At 69.7% G+C, this 16,929-nt stretch carries 17 protein-coding genes; 8 read left to right on the top strand and 9 right to left on the bottom strand.

Going from position 1 to position 16,929, the window contains the following annotated elements; all coding sequences use genetic code 11:
* Window position 1: 1 nt before the first annotated feature.
* The gene (locus QTH87_RS17960) at window positions 2-1,198 is read right to left on the bottom strand and encodes an acyl-CoA dehydrogenase (RefSeq protein WP_286611104.1); all 1,197 of its coding nucleotides are present in this window, start codon (window positions 1,196-1,198) and stop codon (window positions 2-4) included.
* A gap of 180 nt (window positions 1,199-1,378) precedes the next feature.
* Between QTH87_RS17960 and QTH87_RS17955 the strand changes: the two genes are divergently transcribed.
* Genes QTH87_RS17955 through QTH87_RS17945 form a run of 3 tightly spaced genes read left to right on the top strand, consistent with a single transcriptional unit; the run spans window position 1,379 to window position 3,210 of the window.
* A complete protein-coding gene (locus QTH87_RS17955) occupies window positions 1,379-2,302 on the top strand; it encodes a LysR substrate-binding domain-containing protein (RefSeq protein WP_286611103.1) in 924 nt (307 codons plus the stop codon).
* Between the two features lie 53 nt (window positions 2,303-2,355).
* Window positions 2,356-2,724 (top strand): hypothetical protein, encoded by a 369-nt coding sequence (locus QTH87_RS17950; RefSeq protein ID WP_286611102.1) that lies wholly within the window; start codon window positions 2,356-2,358, stop codon window positions 2,722-2,724.
* A 9-nt stretch (window positions 2,725-2,733) separates the two neighbouring features.
* Window positions 2,734-3,210, top strand: a complete 477-nt coding sequence (locus tag QTH87_RS17945; RefSeq protein WP_286611101.1) for a nuclear transport factor 2 family protein — start codon at window positions 2,734-2,736, stop codon at window positions 3,208-3,210.
* 22 nt (window positions 3,211-3,232) lie between these two features.
* Here the strand turns inward: QTH87_RS17945 and QTH87_RS17940 are convergent, their stop codons facing one another.
* Window positions 3,233-4,474 carry a CynX/NimT family MFS transporter gene (locus QTH87_RS17940; RefSeq protein ID WP_286611100.1) on the bottom strand — a complete coding sequence of 414 codons (1,242 nt, stop codon included), beginning with the start codon at window positions 4,472-4,474 and terminating at the stop codon, window positions 3,233-3,235.
* Between the two features lie 158 nt (window positions 4,475-4,632).
* On the opposite strand from QTH87_RS17940, the gene QTH87_RS17935 reads away from it, so the two are divergent.
* Window positions 4,633-6,060 carry an 8-oxoguanine deaminase gene (locus QTH87_RS17935; RefSeq protein WP_286611099.1) on the top strand — a complete coding sequence of 476 codons (1,428 nt, stop codon included), beginning with the start codon at window positions 4,633-4,635 and terminating at the stop codon, window positions 6,058-6,060.
* Between the two features lie 78 nt (window positions 6,061-6,138).
* A complete protein-coding gene (locus tag QTH87_RS17930; protein ID WP_286611097.1) occupies window positions 6,139-6,420 on the top strand; it encodes a hypothetical protein in 282 nt (93 codons plus the stop codon).
* A 6-nt stretch (window positions 6,421-6,426) separates the two neighbouring features.
* On the opposite strand, the gene QTH87_RS17925 is transcribed toward QTH87_RS17930, so the two are convergent.
* Both QTH87_RS17925 and QTH87_RS17920 read right to left on the bottom strand, forming a co-directional pair.
* Window positions 6,427-7,989 (bottom strand): MFS transporter, encoded by a 1,563-nt coding sequence (locus QTH87_RS17925; protein WP_286611095.1) that lies wholly within the window; start codon window positions 7,987-7,989, stop codon window positions 6,427-6,429.
* Window positions 7,986-8,483, bottom strand: a complete 498-nt coding sequence (locus tag QTH87_RS17920; RefSeq protein WP_286611093.1) for a MerR family transcriptional regulator — start codon at window positions 8,481-8,483, stop codon at window positions 7,986-7,988. The genes QTH87_RS17925 and QTH87_RS17920 overlap by 4 nt, the downstream gene beginning before the upstream one ends.
* A 132-nt stretch (window positions 8,484-8,615) precedes the next feature.
* Between QTH87_RS17920 and QTH87_RS17915 the strand changes: the two genes are divergently transcribed.
* Window positions 8,616-9,014 carry a phage holin family protein gene (locus QTH87_RS17915; protein WP_286611091.1) on the top strand — a complete coding sequence of 133 codons (399 nt, stop codon included), beginning with the start codon at window positions 8,616-8,618 and terminating at the stop codon, window positions 9,012-9,014.
* A 10-nt stretch (window positions 9,015-9,024) separates the two neighbouring features.
* On the opposite strand, the gene QTH87_RS17910 is transcribed toward QTH87_RS17915, so the two are convergent.
* Both QTH87_RS17910 and QTH87_RS17905 read right to left on the bottom strand, forming a co-directional pair.
* On the bottom strand, window positions 9,025-9,462 hold the full coding sequence (locus QTH87_RS17910) for a YbaY family lipoprotein (RefSeq protein ID WP_286611090.1): 438 nt from the start codon (window positions 9,460-9,462) through the stop codon (window positions 9,025-9,027).
* Entirely contained in the window at window positions 9,459-11,483 is a 2,025-nt protein-coding gene (locus QTH87_RS17905) for an acetoacetate--CoA ligase (RefSeq protein WP_286611088.1), read from the bottom strand. The genes QTH87_RS17910 and QTH87_RS17905 overlap by 4 nt, the downstream gene beginning before the upstream one ends.
* A 116-nt stretch (window positions 11,484-11,599) precedes the next feature.
* Here QTH87_RS17905 and QTH87_RS17900 point away from each other — a divergent pair, with 116 nt between their 5' ends.
* Both QTH87_RS17900 and QTH87_RS17895 read left to right on the top strand, forming a co-directional pair.
* Entirely contained in the window at window positions 11,600-11,929 is a 330-nt protein-coding gene (locus tag QTH87_RS17900; protein WP_286611086.1) for a hypothetical protein, read from the top strand.
* 63 nt (window positions 11,930-11,992) lie between these two features.
* A complete protein-coding gene (locus QTH87_RS17895; protein ID WP_286611085.1) occupies window positions 11,993-13,690 on the top strand; it encodes a mechanosensitive ion channel family protein in 1,698 nt (565 codons plus the stop codon).
* A gap of 25 nt (window positions 13,691-13,715) precedes the next feature.
* On the opposite strand, the gene QTH87_RS17890 is transcribed toward QTH87_RS17895, so the two are convergent.
* From QTH87_RS17890 to boxB, 3 genes are all read right to left on the bottom strand, one after another.
* Complete coding sequence (locus QTH87_RS17890; RefSeq protein WP_286611083.1) at window positions 13,716-14,156, bottom strand: MaoC family dehydratase; 441 nt, start codon at window positions 14,154-14,156, stop codon at window positions 13,716-13,718.
* Window positions 14,156-15,433 carry a benzoyl-CoA 2,3-epoxidase subunit BoxA gene (boxA, locus tag QTH87_RS17885; protein ID WP_286611081.1) on the bottom strand — a complete coding sequence of 426 codons (1,278 nt, stop codon included), beginning with the start codon at window positions 15,431-15,433 and terminating at the stop codon, window positions 14,156-14,158. The genes QTH87_RS17890 and boxA overlap by 1 nt, the downstream gene beginning before the upstream one ends.
* A gap of 61 nt (window positions 15,434-15,494) precedes the next feature.
* Entirely contained in the window at window positions 15,495-16,922 is a 1,428-nt protein-coding gene (gene boxB, locus QTH87_RS17880; protein ID WP_286611079.1) for a benzoyl-CoA 2,3-epoxidase subunit BoxB, read from the bottom strand.
* Window positions 16,923-16,929 lie beyond the last annotated feature (7 nt).

Below are 16,929 nucleotides of genomic sequence, written 5' to 3'. Positions count from 1 at the left end.
GTCAGTTCGCGAAGGCCGCGATGCCCGTCTGCGCGCGGCCCAGGATCAGTGCATGGATGTCGTGCGTGCCTTCGTAGGTGTTCACGACCTCGAGGTTGACCAGGTGACGCGCCACGCCGAATTCGTCGCTGATGCCGTTGCCGCCCATCATGTCGCGCGCCAGGCGTGCGATGTCGAGCGCCTTGCCGCAGGAGTTGCGCTTGAGCAGCGAGGTGACCTCGACCGAAGCCGTGCCCTCGTCCTTCATCCGGCCCAGCCGCAGGCAGCCCTGCAGGCCCAGCGTGATCTCGGTCTGCATGTCGGCCAGCTTCTTCTGGATCAGCTGGTTGGCCGCGAGCGGGCGGCCGAACTGCTTGCGGTCGAGCGTGTACTGGCGGGCGCGGTGCCAGCAGTCTTCGGCGGCGCCCAACGCGCCCCACGAGATGCCGTAGCGGGCGCTGTTGAGGCAGGTGAACGGACCCTTCAGGCCCTGCACTTCGGGGAAGGCGTTCTCCTCGGGGCAGAACACGTTGTCCATGACGATCTCGCCGGTGATCGAGGCGCGCAGGCCGACCTTGCCGTGGATCGCCGGGGCGCTCAGGCCCTTCGCGCCCTTCTCGAGCACGAAGCCGCGGATCGGGCCGACCGTGCCGCTTTCGCTGACTTCCTTGGCCCAGACGACGAAGACGTCGGCGATCGGGCTGTTGCTGATCCACATCTTGGCGCCGGTGAGCGCGTAGCCGCCCGGGACCTTCTTGGCGCGCGTGACCATGCTGCCGGGGTCGGAGCCGTGGTCGGGCTCCGTGAGGCCGAAGCAGCCGATCCATTCGCCGGTGGCCAGCTTGGGCAGGTATTTCTGCTTCTGCGCCTCGGTGCCGAATTCGTTGATCGGCACCATCACGAGCGAACTCTGCACGCTGGCCATCGAGCGGTAGCCCGAATCGACGCGCTCGACTTCACGGGCTATCAGGCCATAGCAGACATAGTTGAGGCCGGGGCCGCCGTACTGCTCGGGGATGGTCGGGCCCAGCAGGCCCAGCGCGCCCATCTCGCGGAAGATGGCCGGATCGGTCTCGCCGGTGCGGAAGCCTTCGATGACGCGCGGCGCCAGGCGCTCCTGGCAATAGGCGTTGGCGGCGTCGCGCACCATGCGTTCGTCGTCGGTGAGCATCTGGTCGAGCAACAGGGGGTCGTCCCAGTGGAAGGCAGCGTGGGCCATGTGCGAGTCTCCGGAAATGAAAGGTGGAAGCAGGGGGTTGGCGTGATCCTAAGCGCGCACCGGCAGACGCGCAAACGAGGATTCCACACCCAGATATGCGTAGCACGCACTTCAAAGCACAATGCGACGGCGCCATTCACTTGCATCGAACGCCCGCCAACTATGTAGCCGCCGCATACCATGCGCAGAAAAATCCCTTCCACCCAGTCGCTGGTCTGCTTCGAGGCGGCCGCCCGCCACGAGAGCTACACGCGCGCCGCGCAGGAACTCTCGCTGACGCAGAGCGCGGTCTCGCGCCAGATCACGGCGCTCGAAGGCTTCCTGGGCCTGGCCCTGTTCCGCCGCACCCGCCACGGCGTGGCGCTGACGCCGGCCGGCGCCGACTATGCGCGCCAGATCGCGCGCCAGCTCGACACCATGGAGCGCGACACGCTCGACGCCATGGCGCGGCAGGGCCTGGGCGGATCGCTGCAGCTGGCAGCTGTGCCCACCTTCGCGACCCGCTGGCTGATCCCGCGACTGCCCGGCTTCGCGGCCCTGCATCCGGACATCACGGTGCATATCGAGACCCGGACGCGGCCCTTCCTGTTCAACGAGACGCCGTTCGATGCCGCGCTCTACACCGGCACGCCGGCCCAGACCGTCAACTGGGCCGGCACCCGCGCGACCGCGCTGTTCAGCGAGGACGTGCTGCCGGTGTGCAGCCCGGCCCTGATCGCGCCGCGTCGGCAGCTCTCGCCGGCCGCGGTGGCGCGGCTGCCGCTGCTGCAGCAGAGCACGCGCCCCGACGGCTGGCGCCAATGGTTCGACGCCCAGCGCGTGGAGGCGCCGCAGGCCCACAGCGGCCCGCGCTACGAGCTGTTCTCGATGCTGGCCACGGCCGCCGCGCACGGCCTCGGCGTGGCGCTGATGCCCAAACTTCTGATCGAGGCCGAGCTCGCGAGCGGCGAGCTGGTCGTGGCCTGCGAACGGCCCTTGCGCGGCGAGCGCAGCTACTACCTCGTCACGCCCGCGGCCACGCAGGAGCGCCCGGCGCTCGCGCTGTTCCGCGAATGGCTGCTCGCGCAGGCTGCCGACTCTTCGCCGCAGGATGGTGCGGCATGATGGCCGGCTGACCGCACCTGCTCCACTGCTCCACTGCTCCACCGCGCCCAGCCATGACGCTCGACTACCTGGATTTCGACTACAGCGAAGACACCGAGGGCGTCGGCGTCTTCGATGCGATGGCGAGCACCGGGGCCGCGCAGGCCCCGGCCGTGCAGGCCGAGGTGGTGCAGGTGCTGGCCTGGGCCCACGAGCATTTCGGCGCGCCCGCGGGCCCGGTAGGCGACGGCGGCACGTGGGACTTCGACCTGCAGGGCATGCAGGAAAGCACGCTGCCCCAGGTCTTCGGCTTCGACGCCGAGACGCTGCGCCTGCACGTCGAGCCCGGCGCGCCCGGGGCCGTGCGCCACACGCTGAGCCTGTCGGTCAGCGGAACGCCCGCGTTCTGCGACGCCTTCCGCGAAGCCTTCGAACTCGGCTAATCTGGCGCCATGACCGCCACCCCCACGCGCCCGCCGCTGCCGCCCTTCACACGCGATAGCGCCATCCAGAAAGTCCGCCTGGCCGAGGACGGCTGGAATTCGCGCGACCCGGCCCGCGTCGCGCTGGCCTATACCGAGGACACGCGCTGGCGCAACCGCGCCGAATTCGTGCGGGGCCGCGCCGAGGCCGAGGCCTTCCTTGCGCGCAAGTGGGCGCGCGAACTCGACTACCGGCTGATCAAGGAACTCTGGGCCTTCGAGGGCGCGCGTATCGCCGTGCGCTTTGCCTACGAGTGGCATGACGACTCGGGCCACTGGTTTCGCAGCTACGGCAACGAGAACTGGGAGTTCGGCGCCGACGGCCTCATGCACACCCGCCATGCCAGCATCAACGACCTGCCGATCACCGAGGCCGAGCGCAAGTTCAGCTGGCCGCTCGGGCGCCGGCCCGACGACCATGCGGGCCTGAGCGAACTCGGACTCTGACGCGCCGCAGGCGCCGGCCCGGTCAGCGCGCGCCGCCGGGCCGCACCAGCAGACGGCGGCCCGCGCCCCAGCCGCTCCAGGCCATGCCTGCGGCCAGCACCACCATCAGCCCGGCCGACGCGGCGAAGCCGCCGGTCCAGGCGCGCAGCAGGCCGGCGACCAGCGGACCGGTGGCCGCGAGCACGTAGCCCCAGCCCTGTGCCATGGCCGACAGCTGCGCGGTCACGGTGGCGTCGGGCGAGCGCATCACGATCAGGCTCAGTGCCAGCGCGAACGAGCCGCCCTGGCCGGCGCCGAGCAGCACGGCCCAGAACCAGCGCCCCTCGAGCGGCGCGAACAGGAAGGCGAGCATCGCGATCAGCGTGACCGCCGCGACGCCGACCGCGAGGCCGCGCTGGTCGCGGCAGCGCGCCGCGACCGAAGGCATCACGAGGCAGGTCCCGAGTTGCGTGAGGATCGACAGCGCGAGCACGTAGCCCGCGGTGGCGCTGTCGAGGCCGCGTTCGCGCAGCATCGGCGGCAGCCAGCTCATCACGATGTAGGCGAGCGAGGACTGCAGGCCCATGAAGCAGGTCACCTGCCAGGCCAGGGCGTCGCGCCGCAGGCTGCCCACGTGCAGGCTCGCGATGGCTGCGCGCGGCCGCGCCGCCAGTGCCTGCGGCGCCCACAGGAGCAGCACCACCCCGACCGGCAGCGCCCAGACCGCCAGCGCCGCGGTCCAGGCGCCGCCGAACAGGTGCTGCTCGAGCGGCACCGTGAAGGCGGCCGAACTGGCGGCGCCGGCGCAGATCGCGAGCGTGTAGAGGCCGGTCATCATCGCGGCGCGGCTCGCGAAGTCGCGCTTGACCAGGCCCGGCAGCAGCACGTTGCCGATCGCGATGCCGGCGCCCGCGAGCGCCGAGGCGAAGAACAGCACCGGCAGGCTGCCGCTGCCGCGCAGCAGCGTGCCGACGCAGATCAGCAGCAGCGCGCCGAACAGCGTGCGCTCGGGCCCGAAGCGGCGCGCCAGTGCCGGCGCGGGCGCCGCGAACAGGCCCAGGCACAACAGCGGCAGGGTGGTGAGGACGCTCGCGCCCGAGGCCGAGAGGCCGGTGTCGCGCATCACCTCGGGCAGCAGCACCGAAAGGCTGCCGAACAGCGGCCGCAGGTTGAAGGCGATCAGGATCAGGCTGAGGCCCAGCAGCAGCCGGCGGGATGAGGTGGAGTTGACGGCAGGGGCGCCGGCACCGAGCGGCGCTCCGGGCGCCCGGACGGGAGAAGTCATTGTCTTGTTGTTGTGGATGGCGAAGCCCGGTGACTTTAGCGGGCAACGCAAGACCGCGCCGGCGAGTGAGAAGAAGCCCTGGCGCCGCTGTTCGGGCGCATCCACAATTCGTTCGAGCGCCGGCAACCGGCACTTCACACAGAAGACCGAATGACATCATGACCAAGAACACCTCCGCCCCGCCTTCCCGCCCGCTGGTCCTGCGCCACGCCGACGTGCTGGTCACCATGGACGCCGCGCGGCGCGAGATCCGCGACGGCGCGGTGGTGACCGAGGGCCCCGCGGTGGCCTGGGTCGGGCCGACTGCCGAGCTGCCCGCGATCTACGCCGACGCGCTGGCCCAGGGCCGTGCCGAGGCGATCGACATGCAGGGCCATGTCGTGATGCCCGGCCTGGTCAACACCCACCACCACATGTACCAGAGCCTGACCCGCGCCGTGCCCGAGGCGCAGGATGCCGAGCTCTTCAGTTGGCTCACCAGCCTGTACCTGCTGTGGGCCCGCCTCACGCCCGAGATGATCGGCGTCTCGACCCGGACCGCGATGGCCGAGCTGATGCTCTCGGGCTGCACCACGACCAGCGATCACCTCTACCTGTTCCCCAATGGCGCCCGGCTCGACGATTCGATCGAGGCAGCCGACGCGATGGGCATGCGCTTCCATGCCGCCCGCGGCAGCATGAGCGTGGGCCGGAGCCTCGGCGGCCTGCCGCCCGACGAGGTGGTGGAAACCGAGGCGGCGATTCTGCGCGACAGCGAGCGCCTGATCGATCGCTGGCACGACCCGTCGCGGCATGCGATGCGCCGCATCGTGCTGGCGCCCTGCTCGCCGTTCTCGGTCTCGCGCGACCTGATGCGCCTGTCGGCCGAGCTGGCGCGCGAGCGCGGCGTCTCGCTACACACCCACCTGGCAGAGAACGACAACGACATCGCCTACTCGCGCGAGAAGTTCGGCATGACGCCGGCCGAATACGCGGAGGACCTGGGCTGGGTCGGCCGCGACGTCTGGCATGCCCACTGCGTGAAGCTCGACGAGGCCGGCATCGCGCTGTTCGGCCGCACCGGAACCGGCGTGGCGCACTGCCCCTGCTCGAACATGCGGCTGGCGTCCGGCATCGCGCCGATCGGTGCCATGCGGCGCGCGGGCGTGGCGGTGGGCCTCGGCGTCGATGGCAGCGCCTCCAACGACGGCGCCCACATGCTCGGCGAGGCGCGCCAGGCCATGCTGCTGCAGCGCGTGGGCTTCGGACCGGCCGCGATGACGGCGCGCGAGGCGCTGGAGATTGCCACCCTGGGCGGCGCGCGCGTGCTCGGGCGCGACGACATCGGCGCGCTGGCGCCCGGCATGTCGGCAGACATCGTGGCCTTCGACCTGCGCGGCGTCGGCCATGCGGGCGCCGGCCATGACCCGGTGGCCGCGCTGGTGTTCTGCCAGCCCGGCAATGCCTCGCTGAACCTGATCAACGGCCGCGTGCGCATTCGCGACGGACGCTTCACCGACCTGGAGCTGGCACCGCTGCTGGAGCGCCATCGCGCGCTGGCGCGGTCGCTCTACGACGGGGCACGCCACCCGCACCATCATCCATAGCCGTATCGGGTATTGGTTGCCACGGGCCTTGCTGCGGGTATGCTTTCCAGCCCCCGCATCCGCGGACCCGGAAACAAGATGGACGAACCCGAAGACTGCAGCCTCGAACTCGCGCTGGACCTGCCGGAGGGCTGGAGCTTCAGCCTGACGTTGAAGCGCGGCGAAGACCGCTGCCACGGCGGCGTGGCCGAACTGCACGAGAACGGCACGCTGCGCTGCCGCATGATGCTGTCGAACCTCGACAGCGACCGCCGCGTCGCGCTGGAACGCGTGGCGACGCGGGTGGAGCTGTGGCTGGCCGAATGGCAGTCGCGCAACCACAGCGGCACGACCGGCTTCGCCGATCTGCGGGACGCCTGATCCGCGCTAGTCGATCACGCGCTGCCAGGCAGCGAAGGCGCCCGCCACCAGCGCCACCACGCCCAGCAGCTGGAAGCCGTCGAGCGAAGCCATGAAGGTGGCCTGCTGCTCGAGCACGCGCGCGAGCGATGCCAGCGCCATCGCATGCGCCTCGCCGAACGCATGGCCCGCGCCCTGGAAGCCGCGCGTCAGCATGTCGAGCGACTGCATGAAGGCGGCGTTGCCGGCGCTGGCCGACTCGGCCAGCCGTGTCTCGTGCAGCGCCGTGCGATGCTGCTGCAGCGCGATCGCGCTCGCGGTGGCGAAGGAGATCGCGAGCTGCCGCACCAGGTTCTTGAGCCGGTAGCCGTGGGCGAATTGCTCGGCCTGCAGCGAGCGGAAGGTCAGGTTGGCAACCGGGAGCACCACGAACAGCATCATCACGCCGCGCAGCAGCAGCGGCCCCGCAAGCTGCGCCCGGCCGGCCTGCGGCGTCATGTGGGCGAACCACAAGGCCGCGGCGGCCGCGATGCCGAAGCCCGGGACGATCAGCCATCGCTTGTGCGTCACGCGGCCCGCGTAGCGCAGGTACGCGAACATCAGCAGACCCGAGGCCAGCGAGGCCAGCCCGGTGAAGTAGCCCGTGTCGCCGACCGAGAAACCGAGACCGCCCTCCATCAGGCGGGGCAGCAGGTAGCTGAAGCAGGTCGAGAGGTAGTAGTAGACGACGTACAGGGCCAGGCCGACCTGGAAGGTGGACTGCCGCAGTGCGTCGAGTCGCACCAGCGGCGCCGGATGCCGCGCCTGCTGGATGCCGAACCAGAGCAGCCCCGCGGTGGCGGCGAGCGCCAGCCCGATCAGGGTCGGCGAGCCCGAGAAGAGTTCGAAGTGGGTGCGCGTGAGCACCACCTGCAGCGCCGCCTGCGCCAGCGCGAAGACCATGTAGGCCAGGTAGTGCGGCTCGGTGCGCTCGTGCAGCGCGACGTCGCCGATGTCGGGCACCGTCCGAAGCACTGCCAGGCCGGTCAGCACGGCCACCGGCACGGTGCAGAGAAACAGGGCCCGCCACTCGAAGTGCGTCACGAGGAAGGCGCCGACGATCGGCGCCAGCCCGCCGCCGAAGACGATCATCACCATGAAGGCACGCAGCGCCCGGGGCCGTCGCGCGGCCGGAATGCCGATCTGGATGAGGATCCGGCAGGCGCCGAGCATCGGGCCCACGAAGTAGCCCTGGAAGGCGCGCGCCGCCATCAGTTGCAGCGAATCGCCGGCGAGCGCCGCGCCGACGCCGCCGAGCGCGAAGGCGAACATGCAGATCGCGAGATAGCGCCGATAGCCCAGGCGCTCGACCCACGCATGCTGCTGAAGAATGCCGAGCACGGCGCCAAGGGCGTAGGCACTCGCGGCCCAGACCAGTTCGTCGGCGGAGGCGTTGACGCCGCCCGCGATGTAGCTCGCGAAGAACGCGAAGAGCGCGTTGTCGACATAGTCGATGCAGGTGACGAGCGCGATCACCCAGGGCAGCAGCAGCGCGGCATCGAATCCGCCACGCTCCGCCTGCGGGGCCGCGGCCTGGACGCTGCGTGTCATCTGGCGCCCTTGCGCGCGCGGTCGGCTGCCTGGGCGCGGCGGCGCTCCTCGATCACGGACTCGACCGATTCACCGGCCAGCCGGCGGTCGACGTAGTCGATGTCGCGCCGCAGCTGCGCCTGCAGCGCGGCCGCCTCCTTGAGTTCGCGCCGCACCTGGGCGATGCGCGCGTCGAGCCCGTCGAGCTGGGTGGCGAGATCCCGCCGCAGCACCTTGAGCGAAGCGTCGGACAGCCGTGGCCGGCCGCCGTCTGCGGGGGCCTCGAAGGGCTGCTGCAGCATCGCCGTGATGGCGGTCAGCGAGAAGCCGAGCGAACGCAGGCGCAGCACGCGCTCGAATTTCTCGAGGTCGGAGGCTTCGTAGAGGCGGTAGCGGCTCTGGCTGCGCACGGGCACCACGATGCCGAGCTCCTCGTAGTACTTGAGGGTGCGCGGCGTGACGCCCAGCCGCGCGGCGGCGGCGCGGACGGTGAGGGCTTCAGGGTCGGTGGCCATGAATCGATTGTACTTGAACCTGAACGTTCACGTACATGTTTGCCCGGGCCACCCCGTCCTCCGAGGCAGAAGCGGCAGCGGCTTTCGCGCGCTTATGATCGGCCGCTTCAAGAACGGTCCACCGCCCTCGCCATGAATTCCCTGGTTCCCTTCCTCGTCCAGTGGGCGATCACCGCCCTTTCGCTCTGGGTCGCGAGCTACCTCTTTCGCGGCCTGAAGTTCGAGACCACCGGCGCGCTGGTCGTCTCGGCCCTGCTGCTGGGACTGGCCAATGCGGTGGTGCGGCCGCTTCTGATCCTGCTCACGCTGCCGCTTACCCTGCTGACCTTCGGGCTGTTTCTGCTGGTCATCAATGCGCTGATGATCCTGCTGGTGTCGGCGCTGGTGCGCGGCTTCAAGGTCTCGGGCTTCTGGACCGCACTGTTTGCGAGCATCTTCATCTCGCTGCTGGGCACCTTCATCGGCGCGCTGGTCGACACCGGCGGCGCCGACGTGATCCAGATGCCTGCCACCACCGGCAAGTGGCTCTGAGCGCAGCCGCCTAGCGCGCGACCTTCACGAGCATCAGGCTGGCCGTGTTGCCCTGGCGCATGCTGAGCACCGGGTGCGAGGTGTCGGTGATGAACAGCAGCTGTCCGTCCTGCAGGATGCGCGCCGAGACCGTGTAGCGCATGCGCGGATCGATGCGTGCGGGGTCCACGGCGAGCTCGAAGGTGAACGGCACCTGCCTGCCGCCGGCCTTGAAGCGCTGCTCGGCCAGCACCACCGAAGGCGCATCGGCACGGGAGACGTCGAGCAGCTGCACCACGATCTCGGCCGAGGGGTCGAGCGCCATGCGCTCGCGGTAGGCCACGCTGCCTGTCACGCGCAGCGGCTCGACCGCCGGCGGCGATGCGGGTGCGGTCGCGGCGCAGGCGGCCAGCAGCACGGCGCCGAGGCCGGCGGCAATGCCGATCAGGATGAAGCGCCTGTTCGTCATGAAGCCACCGGATGCGTGCGTGCGTGGCGCTCGGCGAAGGCCACGTACCAGTCGAGGCTGCCCGGGTTGGCCATCGCCTCGCGATTGACCACCTTCTCGATCGGCTGCCCGAGCAGCAGCTTCTTGATCGGCAGTTCCTGCTTCTTGCCCGACAGCGTGCGCGGCACTTCGGCCACCACGAAGATGTCGTCGGGCAGGAAGCGCGGCGACAGCGAGCTGCGGATCGCCTGGTGGATGCGCCCGCGCAGTGCGTCGTCGAGCGGCTGCCCTTCGCGCAGCACCACGAACAGCGGCATGTAGCTGTCGCGGCCCAGGTACTCGAGGTCGACCACCATGGAGTCGAGCACCTCGGGCAATGCCTCGACCGCGTTGTAGATCTCGCTGGTGCCCATGCGCAGGCCCTGGCGGTTGATGGTGGCGTCGCTGCGGCCGTAGATGACGCAGCCGCCGTCGGCGCCGATGCGGATCCAGTCGCCGTGCCGCCAGACGCCAGGGTAGGTGTCGAAGTAGCTCGAGATCAGCCGTGCGTGGCCCGGGTCGTTCCAGAAGTACAGCGGCATCGAGGGAATCGGCCGCGTGCAGACCAGTTCGCCGACCTCGTCGATGACGGGTTGCCCGGCCTCGTTCCAGGCCTCGACCGCGGCACCGAGGTAGCGGCATTGCATCTGGCCCGGCACCTCGGGCAGCTCGCGGTTGCCGCCGACGAAGCCGCCGCAGAAGTCGGTGCCGCCCGAGGTGTTGTACCACCACACCGACGGCACGCCGGCCGCCTGCAGCTGCGCCGAACCCCAGCGCTGGACCTCGGCGGGCAGCGGCGAGCCGGTGCTGCCGAGGATGCGCAGGCGACTCAGGTCGCCGCAGTCGCCGAGCTCGAGGCCGGCCTTCATGCAGTTGACGAAATAGGCCGCGCCGGCGCCGAACACCGTGACCCGCTGGCGGGCGACGAAGCGCCACAGCACGCCCCAGTCGGGCTGCTCGCGGCTGCCGGCCGGATGGCCGTCGTAGAGGCAGATGGTGCAGCCGAAGATCAGCCCCGAGAGCTGCATGTTCCACATCACCCAGCCCGTGGAGCTGTACCAGTGGTAGCGCTCGCCGAAGTTGTTGGCCTCGTAGCTCGGGCCCAGGTCGTGGTGCAGGCCGCCCGCCTGCATGTTGATCAGCACGCCGCCCTGCCCGTGCACGATCGGCTTCGGCAGGCCCGTGGTGCCGCTGGAATAGAGGATCCACATCGGATGGTCGAAGGGCAGCCACTCGGGCTCGAAGGCCGCGACCTCGGCATCGTCGCGCGCGACGGCGTCACGCCATTCGAGATCGGCGTCGAGGCGCCGGGCCGCAAAGGGCGTGGCGATCAGCACCAGCCGCTCGACGCTCGGCAGCGCGTCGCACAGCTCCCGCACGACGGCGCTGCGGTCGAGCGCCTTGCCGCCGTAGTGCACGCCGTCGACCGCGATCAGCAACCGCGGCTCGATCTGGCGGAAACGGTCGACCACCGCGGCCGTGCCCATGTCGGGCGCGCAGACGCTCCAGATCGCACCGACCGCCGAGCAGCCCAGGAAGGCGACGATCGCCTCGGGCAGGTTCGGCAGGTAGGCCGCGACCCGGTCGCCGCGCCCCACGCCGAGTGCGCGCAGGCTCAGCGCGAAGGCATTCACCTGGCGCCGCAGCTCGGGCCAGGACAGCTCGCGCTGCCGGCCGAGTTCGTCGTCGCTCACGATCGCGGGCATGCCGGCGGCCGCCGCGGCATCGACGTGCCTCAGCACCTCGCGCGCGTAGTTGACCCGGGCGCCCGGAAACCAGCGCGTGCCGGGCATGCGCTCGTCCGCCAGCACGGCACTGTGGGGCGTGGGCGACTGGATGCCGGCGTAGTCCCACATGCTCTGCCAGAAGGCCGGCAGGTCGGTGGTCGACCAGCGCCACAGCGCATCGAAGGAATCGAAGGACAGGCCGCGGGTGTCGCGCAGCCAGTCCTGATAGAGGCGGATCCGGGGGGTGAAGGGGGTGGGAGTGTTCGGGGATGTCACCCTCGAAGCCTAAGCGCTGGCCCGGAGCGGCTCAATGCGGGAAAGCACAGGGAGCACGGAGCGCACACAATGGGCCGCTTGCCTCCCCGGCCACGGCATCTTTCAAAGGAGTTGCAATGAAGCTGATGCATACGAAGTTCGCAGGCCTTCGAAAGACGCCGGCCGGCGCGACCGGCGCCCACGCGGCTGGCGTCGCCGCCCTCGGTTCCATCGCGGTGGGGGCCGCCGCCGTCGGTGCCCTGGCCATCGGCGCACTGGCCATCGGCCGCCTCGTGATCGGCCGCGTGCAGGTACGACGGCTGGAGATCGACGAACTGGTGGTGCGCCGGGTTCGCGTGCTCGAGCAGCTCACGACGCCGCCGCAGGCCGACGACCGCATCGGCGAGGAACCGGCACCGGCGGCCGAAGCCGCGCCCATTGCGCAAGCGGTGCCCACCCGCAGCTAGGCGTTCCGGCCGCGCCGCTTTCTTGTCAGGCTTCGGCGATTCGTGGTGTACTTTCCTTTACATATGAATTTGCACCGACGTATTGCGGCAGCTCCGAGCGAAGCGCACGCACCACTTGCCCATGGGGTCGCGCCGTGGCTGGCCGCGCTGCTGCGTCGCGGTGTGCTGTGGGCGGCGCTGATCCTCGTGACGTGGGCCGCGGCGGGCGCAGCGAGCGCGGCCGATGCACCGGCGGCCGCGATCGCGAGCGCGGCGGCTTCTGCCGAGGCAAGCCTGCGGGTCTGGAACCGGCCGGTGTTCGTCTTCCGCACGCCGATGTTCGGGCTCACGCCGCAGCAGCGCGCCACCCGCGCGTCGGAGCGCATCGCCGCTCTCCCGGCGGCCGCGCTGACGACGCCCGTCGAGGCGGCGCCCATCACGCACGACGGCAACCAGGGCTACGCGATCATGATCCGCGGGGAGACGCTGTTCGCGATCTTCGACGACGACCTCGAGCCTGGCGACCCGGGCCTGGGTCAGGTCGCGGCCCAGACCGGCGCCCGGCTGCAGGCGGCGCTGGCGGCGCGTGCCGATCAGGGCGGTGGGCGCCGCCTCGCCGAGGGCTTCGGCTGGGTCGCACTCGCGAGCCTCTTGCTGCTCCTGGTGCTGCTGGCGCTGCAGCGGCTGGCGCTGGTGGTGGAGGCGCGCACGGCGCCGATTCGCGCCCGCGCCTTCCAGCGGCCGCACTTCGATTGGCGCCGCATCGCGGTCTCGCTGCTGGGCATCGCGATCCGCTGGTGCAAGTTCGCGCTGATGGCCTTCGCCTTCTACGTCTGGCTGGCCTATGCACTGACCCGCTTTCCCTACACACAGCCCTGGGGACAGACGCTGGACAGCTCGCTGGTGGCGGTCGCCTCGACGCTGGCGGTCGGTGCCATTCATGCGCTGCCCGACCTCGCGATGGTGGCCGCGATCTTCTTCTTCGCGCATCTCTCGGTGCGCGGGCTGCACGCGATGTTCGACGCCGCCCATGCCAGCGGCGTGAAGCTCGCGGCCCTGCAATCCGACACCATCGGCGCCACGCGCCGGCTCACGATGGTGCTGGTGTGGCTGTTCGCCGCGGTGGTCGCCTACCCCTTCATCCCTGGCTCCGACTCGGACGCCTTCAAGGGCCTCAGCGTGTTCTTCGGCGTGCTCGTGACCCTGGGTTCGTCGGGGCTGGTGTCGCAGATCATGTCGGGCTTCGTGCTGATCTACTCTCGCGCGCTGCGGCCCGGGGACTTCGTGCAGGTCGGCGACGTCGAGGGCTACGTGCTGGAACTCGGCACGCTCTCGATCAAGTTGCGCAATCGGCTCGACCAGGAGGTGACACTGCCGAATTCGCTGGTGATCGCAACCCGCATCCAGAACCACAGCGGCACCACCAAGGCCGCGGGCGGCGGCATCTCGCTGTCGACCTCGATCACGATCGGCTACGACACGCCCTGGCGCCAGGTGCACGCGATGCTCGTGATGGCCGCGCGCCGCACGCCCGATCTGCTGGCCGATCCGCTGCCGACGGTACGCCAGTTGCGGCTGCAGGATTTCTATGTCGAGTACGAGCTCAACGTCTTCATGCGCAGCGGCGCGCCCAAGTTCGATGTGCTGAGCGCGCTGCACGGCCACATCCAGGATGTCTTCAACGAATACGGCGTGCAGATCATGTCGCCGAACTTCGTGCTGCAGCCGGCGACGCCGGTGCTGGTGGCGAAGGAGGATTTCCGGGCTGCGCCTGCCGAGTGAGGCGAGTCACCGGCGCCCCGCGCGATCAGCGCGGTGGCAGCTTGAACATGCTGGTCGCCACCAGCTCGAGCACCGGCAGCCCGCGCTGGTTGAAGAGCTGCCAGCGCCAGGTGAGGATGCCGAGCGTGGGCCGCTGCTCGGAGCGTCGCACCTCCAGCACCTCGGCGCGCAGCCGCAGGCTGTCGCCCGGGCGCACCGGGTTGGGCCACTTGAGGTATTCGAGCCCAGGCGAGGCGAAGGATTCGGACCCCGCGAGCACCTGGTCGACCACCAGCCGCATCGCGATCGCGGCGGTGTGCCAGCCGCTCGCGATCAGGCCTCCGAACGGCCCTTCGGCCGCCGCTTCGGTATCGGTGTGGAACCACTGCGGATCCCACTCGCGCGCGAATGCAAGCACTTGCGCCTCGGTCACGAGCGTCGGGCCGGCCTCGATCACCTGACCGACATGGAATTCGGCGAAGCGCATCAGTAGGTTTCCAGGTGCAGGCGCCCTTCGCGCTTGAGCCCCGCACCCACGGTGTCCCAGTCGAGGCCGGCGTCCGTCGCGACATCGCGCAGCGCCAGCACCACGCCTTCCTCCATGCTCTTCAGGCCGCAGACGTAGAAGTGCGTCTGGCCGTCCTTCAGCAGCTCGGCGAGGTCGGCCGCACGCTCGCGCATCATGTCCTGGACGTAGCGCCTGGGTTGGCCCGTGGTGCGCGAGAAGGCGAAGTTGATGTCGATGAAGTCCTTGGGCAAGGTCTGCAGCGGACCGAAGTAGGGCAGCTCCTGCTGCGTGCGCGCACCGAAGAACAGCATCAGCTTGCCGCCCTCGAACTTGCCGCTCTTGCGCAGCCGGCGGCGCCATTCGGTCATGGCCCGCATCGGTGCGCTGCCGGTGCCGGTGCAGATCATCACGATGTGCGACTTCGGATGGTTGGGCATCAGGAACGAGGCGCCGAAGGGCCCGATCACCTGCACCTTGTCGCCGACCTTGAGGTCGCACACGTAGTTGCTCGCGACGCCGCGCACGGGCTTGCCCTGGTGGTCTTCCAGTACGCGCTTCACGGTCAGCGAGACGTTGTTGTAGCCGGGACGCTCGCCGTTGCGCGGGCTCGCGATCGAGTACTGGCGCGCGAAGTGCGGCTTGCCGCTGGCATCGGTGCCCGGCGGGATGATGCCGATCGACTGGCCCTCGAGCACCGGGAAGGGCATGGTGCCGAAGTCGAGCACGATGTGGTGCGTCTGGTTCTCGTAGCCTGCTTCGGTGCAATTGAAATTGCCGACCACGGTGGCCGTGGTCGGGTTCTTCGGCGGATGCAGGTTGGTGTAGGCGTGCGCCGCCGACCAGGGCGGCGTGGTGGCGCCGTACTGCGCCGAACTGAAGGCGACTTCACCGGGCTCGGCGGCCGGCTGCGGCGGCGCCGCAGGCACCTGCAGCTGCACTTCGCCTGCCGGGCCGGCGCCTTCGGCCTCGAGCTGCTCTTGCGTGAGCTCGGCCGGCAGCTCGTCCCAGGTCAGCTGCTCCTCGATCGAATAGGCGCGCACCACGGGCATGTTGCGCCAGTTGTCGATCGAGCCGGTCGGGCACGGCGAGATGCACGCCATGCAGCCGTTGCAGACATCGGCGCGCACCACGTAGTTGCGGTCGTCGTGCGTGATCGCGCCGACCGGGCAGGTGGCTTCGCAGGTGTTGCAGCGAATGCAGATCTCGGGGTCGATCAGGTGCTGCCGGATCACCGAAACGTCAACGGCCATGTCCATCGTGGGTCTCCTCTATGTCGCCGCGGGCCGGCCCTTGCCGAAGCCGCGGCGCTGTCGACGCTCAGCCGAATCTTACGTACTCGAAATCCACGGGCTGCCGGTTGATGCCCATCACCGGCGGTGCGATCCAGCCTGCGAACTTGCCCGGATCGACCACGCGGCCCATCAACGATGCCACGAAAGCGAAGTCGTCGGGCGTGGGCAGCCATTCGGCCTTCTTCGCGGCCCATTCGGCCTCGTTGACCACGCGGCCGTCGGGCGACATCTTGATGCCTGCGAGCGCGCCGATCTGGCGGTTGAAGGCCTTGTGCGGCACGGTGAGGCGGGTCGGGATGGCGGCCTTCTCGAGCACCTTGTTCCAGCGCTGCACGCCGGCCACCGAGTCCTTGATGAAGTCGTCGCGCAGCACCTCGTTGAGCGCGTTGAGCATCGGCACGTCCTTCTCGACCAGCTGACCGTTGACCACCTCGAGCACCTTGTAGGTCTGGCCCTTGAGCACGTGGTCGTCGGTGCGCTTGCCTTCCTCGTAGCGGCCCTTGAGGCCCGAGCTGTAGAAGATCGCGGCGTTGCTCGACTGGTCGGCACCGAACAGGTCGATGGTCACGCTGTAGTGGAAGTTCAGGTAGCGCTGAATGGTGCCGAGGTCGATCGCGCCGGCCGCGCGCACCTTCTGCGGATCGTCGGTCTTCAGTTCATTCATGACCTGCGCGGTGCGCTGCAGCACGCGCGAGACGCCGCTCTCGCCCACGAACATGTGGTGCGCCTCTTCGGTCAGCATGAACTTGGTGGTGCGCGCCAGCGGATCGAAGGCGCTCTCGGCCAGCGCGGACAGCTGGAACTTGCCGTCGCGGTCGGTGAAGTAGGTGAACATGAAGAAGGCCAGCCAGTCGGGCGTCTTCTCGTTGAAGGCGCCGAGGATGCGCGGGTTGTCCTGGTCGCCCGACTGGCGCTGCAGCAGCGCCTCGGCCTCTTCGCGGCCGTCGCGGCCGAAGTGCTTGTGCAGCAGGTAGACCATGGCCCACAGGTGGCGGCCCTCTTCGACGTTGATCTGGTAGAGGTTGCGCAGGTCGTACATGCTGGGCGCGGTCAGGCCCAGGTGGCGCTGCTGCTCGACCGAGGCCGGCTCGGTGTCGCCCTGCGTGACGATGATGCGGCGCAGGTTGGCGCGGTGCTCGCCCGGAACGTCCTGCCAGGCCTTTTCGCCCTTGTGGTCGCCGAAGTGGATCTCGCGGTTGGCATCGCCCGGATTCAGGAAGATGCCCCAGCGGTAGTCGCGCATCTTCACGTGGCCGAACTGTGCCCAGCCCTGCGGGTCGACGCTCACGGCCGTGCGCAGGTAGACGTCGTACGCGGTCGAACCGTCGGGGCCGACGTCGTCCCACCAGTTGACGAAGTTCGGCTGCCAGCCTTCGAGCGCGCGCTGCAGCGTGCGGTCCTCGCCGAGGTTGACGTTGTTGGGGATCTTCTCGCTGTAGTTGACCGTGCTCATCGTTGTT

The organism is Variovorax jilinensis (genome assembly GCF_030316885.1).
Lineage (GTDB): Bacteria > Pseudomonadota > Gammaproteobacteria > Burkholderiales > Burkholderiaceae_C > Variovorax > Variovorax jilinensis.
The sequence above is the reverse complement of the archived record's forward strand: the minus strand, read 5'-3'. Positions and strand labels throughout refer to the sequence as shown.

What these genes read in the sequence shown, in the direction of transcription:
- QTH87_RS17890 (WP_286611083.1), bottom strand. Translation starts at nt 14,156, where the DNA reads ATGCGCTTCGCCGAATTCCATGTCGGTCAGGTGATCGAGGCCGGCCCG.
- QTH87_RS17950 (WP_286611102.1), top strand. Translation starts at nt 2,356, where the DNA reads ATGACGCTCGACTACCTGGATTTCGACTACAGCGAAGACACCGAGGGC.
- QTH87_RS17900 (WP_286611086.1), top strand. Translation starts at nt 11,600, where the DNA reads ATGAAGCTGATGCATACGAAGTTCGCAGGCCTTCGAAAGACGCCGGCC.
- QTH87_RS17940 (WP_286611100.1), bottom strand. Translation starts at nt 4,474, where the DNA reads ATGACTTCTCCCGTCCGGGCGCCCGGAGCGCCGCTCGGTGCCGGCGCC.
- QTH87_RS17930 (WP_286611097.1), top strand. Translation starts at nt 6,139, where the DNA reads ATGGACGAACCCGAAGACTGCAGCCTCGAACTCGCGCTGGACCTGCCG.
- boxA (WP_286611081.1), bottom strand. Translation starts at nt 15,433, where the DNA reads ATGGACATGGCCGTTGACGTTTCGGTGATCCGGCAGCACCTGATCGAC.
- boxB (WP_286611079.1), bottom strand. Translation starts at nt 16,922, where the DNA reads ATGAGCACGGTCAACTACAGCGAGAAGATCCCCAACAACGTCAACCTC.
- QTH87_RS17960 (WP_286611104.1), bottom strand. Translation starts at nt 1,198, where the DNA reads ATGGCCCACGCTGCCTTCCACTGGGACGACCCCCTGTTGCTCGACCAG.
- QTH87_RS17945 (WP_286611101.1), top strand. Translation starts at nt 2,734, where the DNA reads ATGACCGCCACCCCCACGCGCCCGCCGCTGCCGCCCTTCACACGCGAT.
- QTH87_RS17955 (WP_286611103.1), top strand. Translation starts at nt 1,379, where the DNA reads ATGCGCAGAAAAATCCCTTCCACCCAGTCGCTGGTCTGCTTCGAGGCG.
- QTH87_RS17925 (WP_286611095.1), bottom strand. Translation starts at nt 7,989, where the DNA reads ATGACACGCAGCGTCCAGGCCGCGGCCCCGCAGGCGGAGCGTGGCGGA.
- QTH87_RS17915 (WP_286611091.1), top strand. Translation starts at nt 8,616, where the DNA reads ATGAATTCCCTGGTTCCCTTCCTCGTCCAGTGGGCGATCACCGCCCTT.
- QTH87_RS17910 (WP_286611090.1), bottom strand. Translation starts at nt 9,462, where the DNA reads ATGACGAACAGGCGCTTCATCCTGATCGGCATTGCCGCCGGCCTCGGC.
- QTH87_RS17935 (WP_286611099.1), top strand. Translation starts at nt 4,633, where the DNA reads ATGACCAAGAACACCTCCGCCCCGCCTTCCCGCCCGCTGGTCCTGCGC.
- QTH87_RS17920 (WP_286611093.1), bottom strand. Translation starts at nt 8,483, where the DNA reads ATGGCCACCGACCCTGAAGCCCTCACCGTCCGCGCCGCCGCCGCGCGG.
- QTH87_RS17895 (WP_286611085.1), top strand. Translation starts at nt 11,993, where the DNA reads ATGAATTTGCACCGACGTATTGCGGCAGCTCCGAGCGAAGCGCACGCA.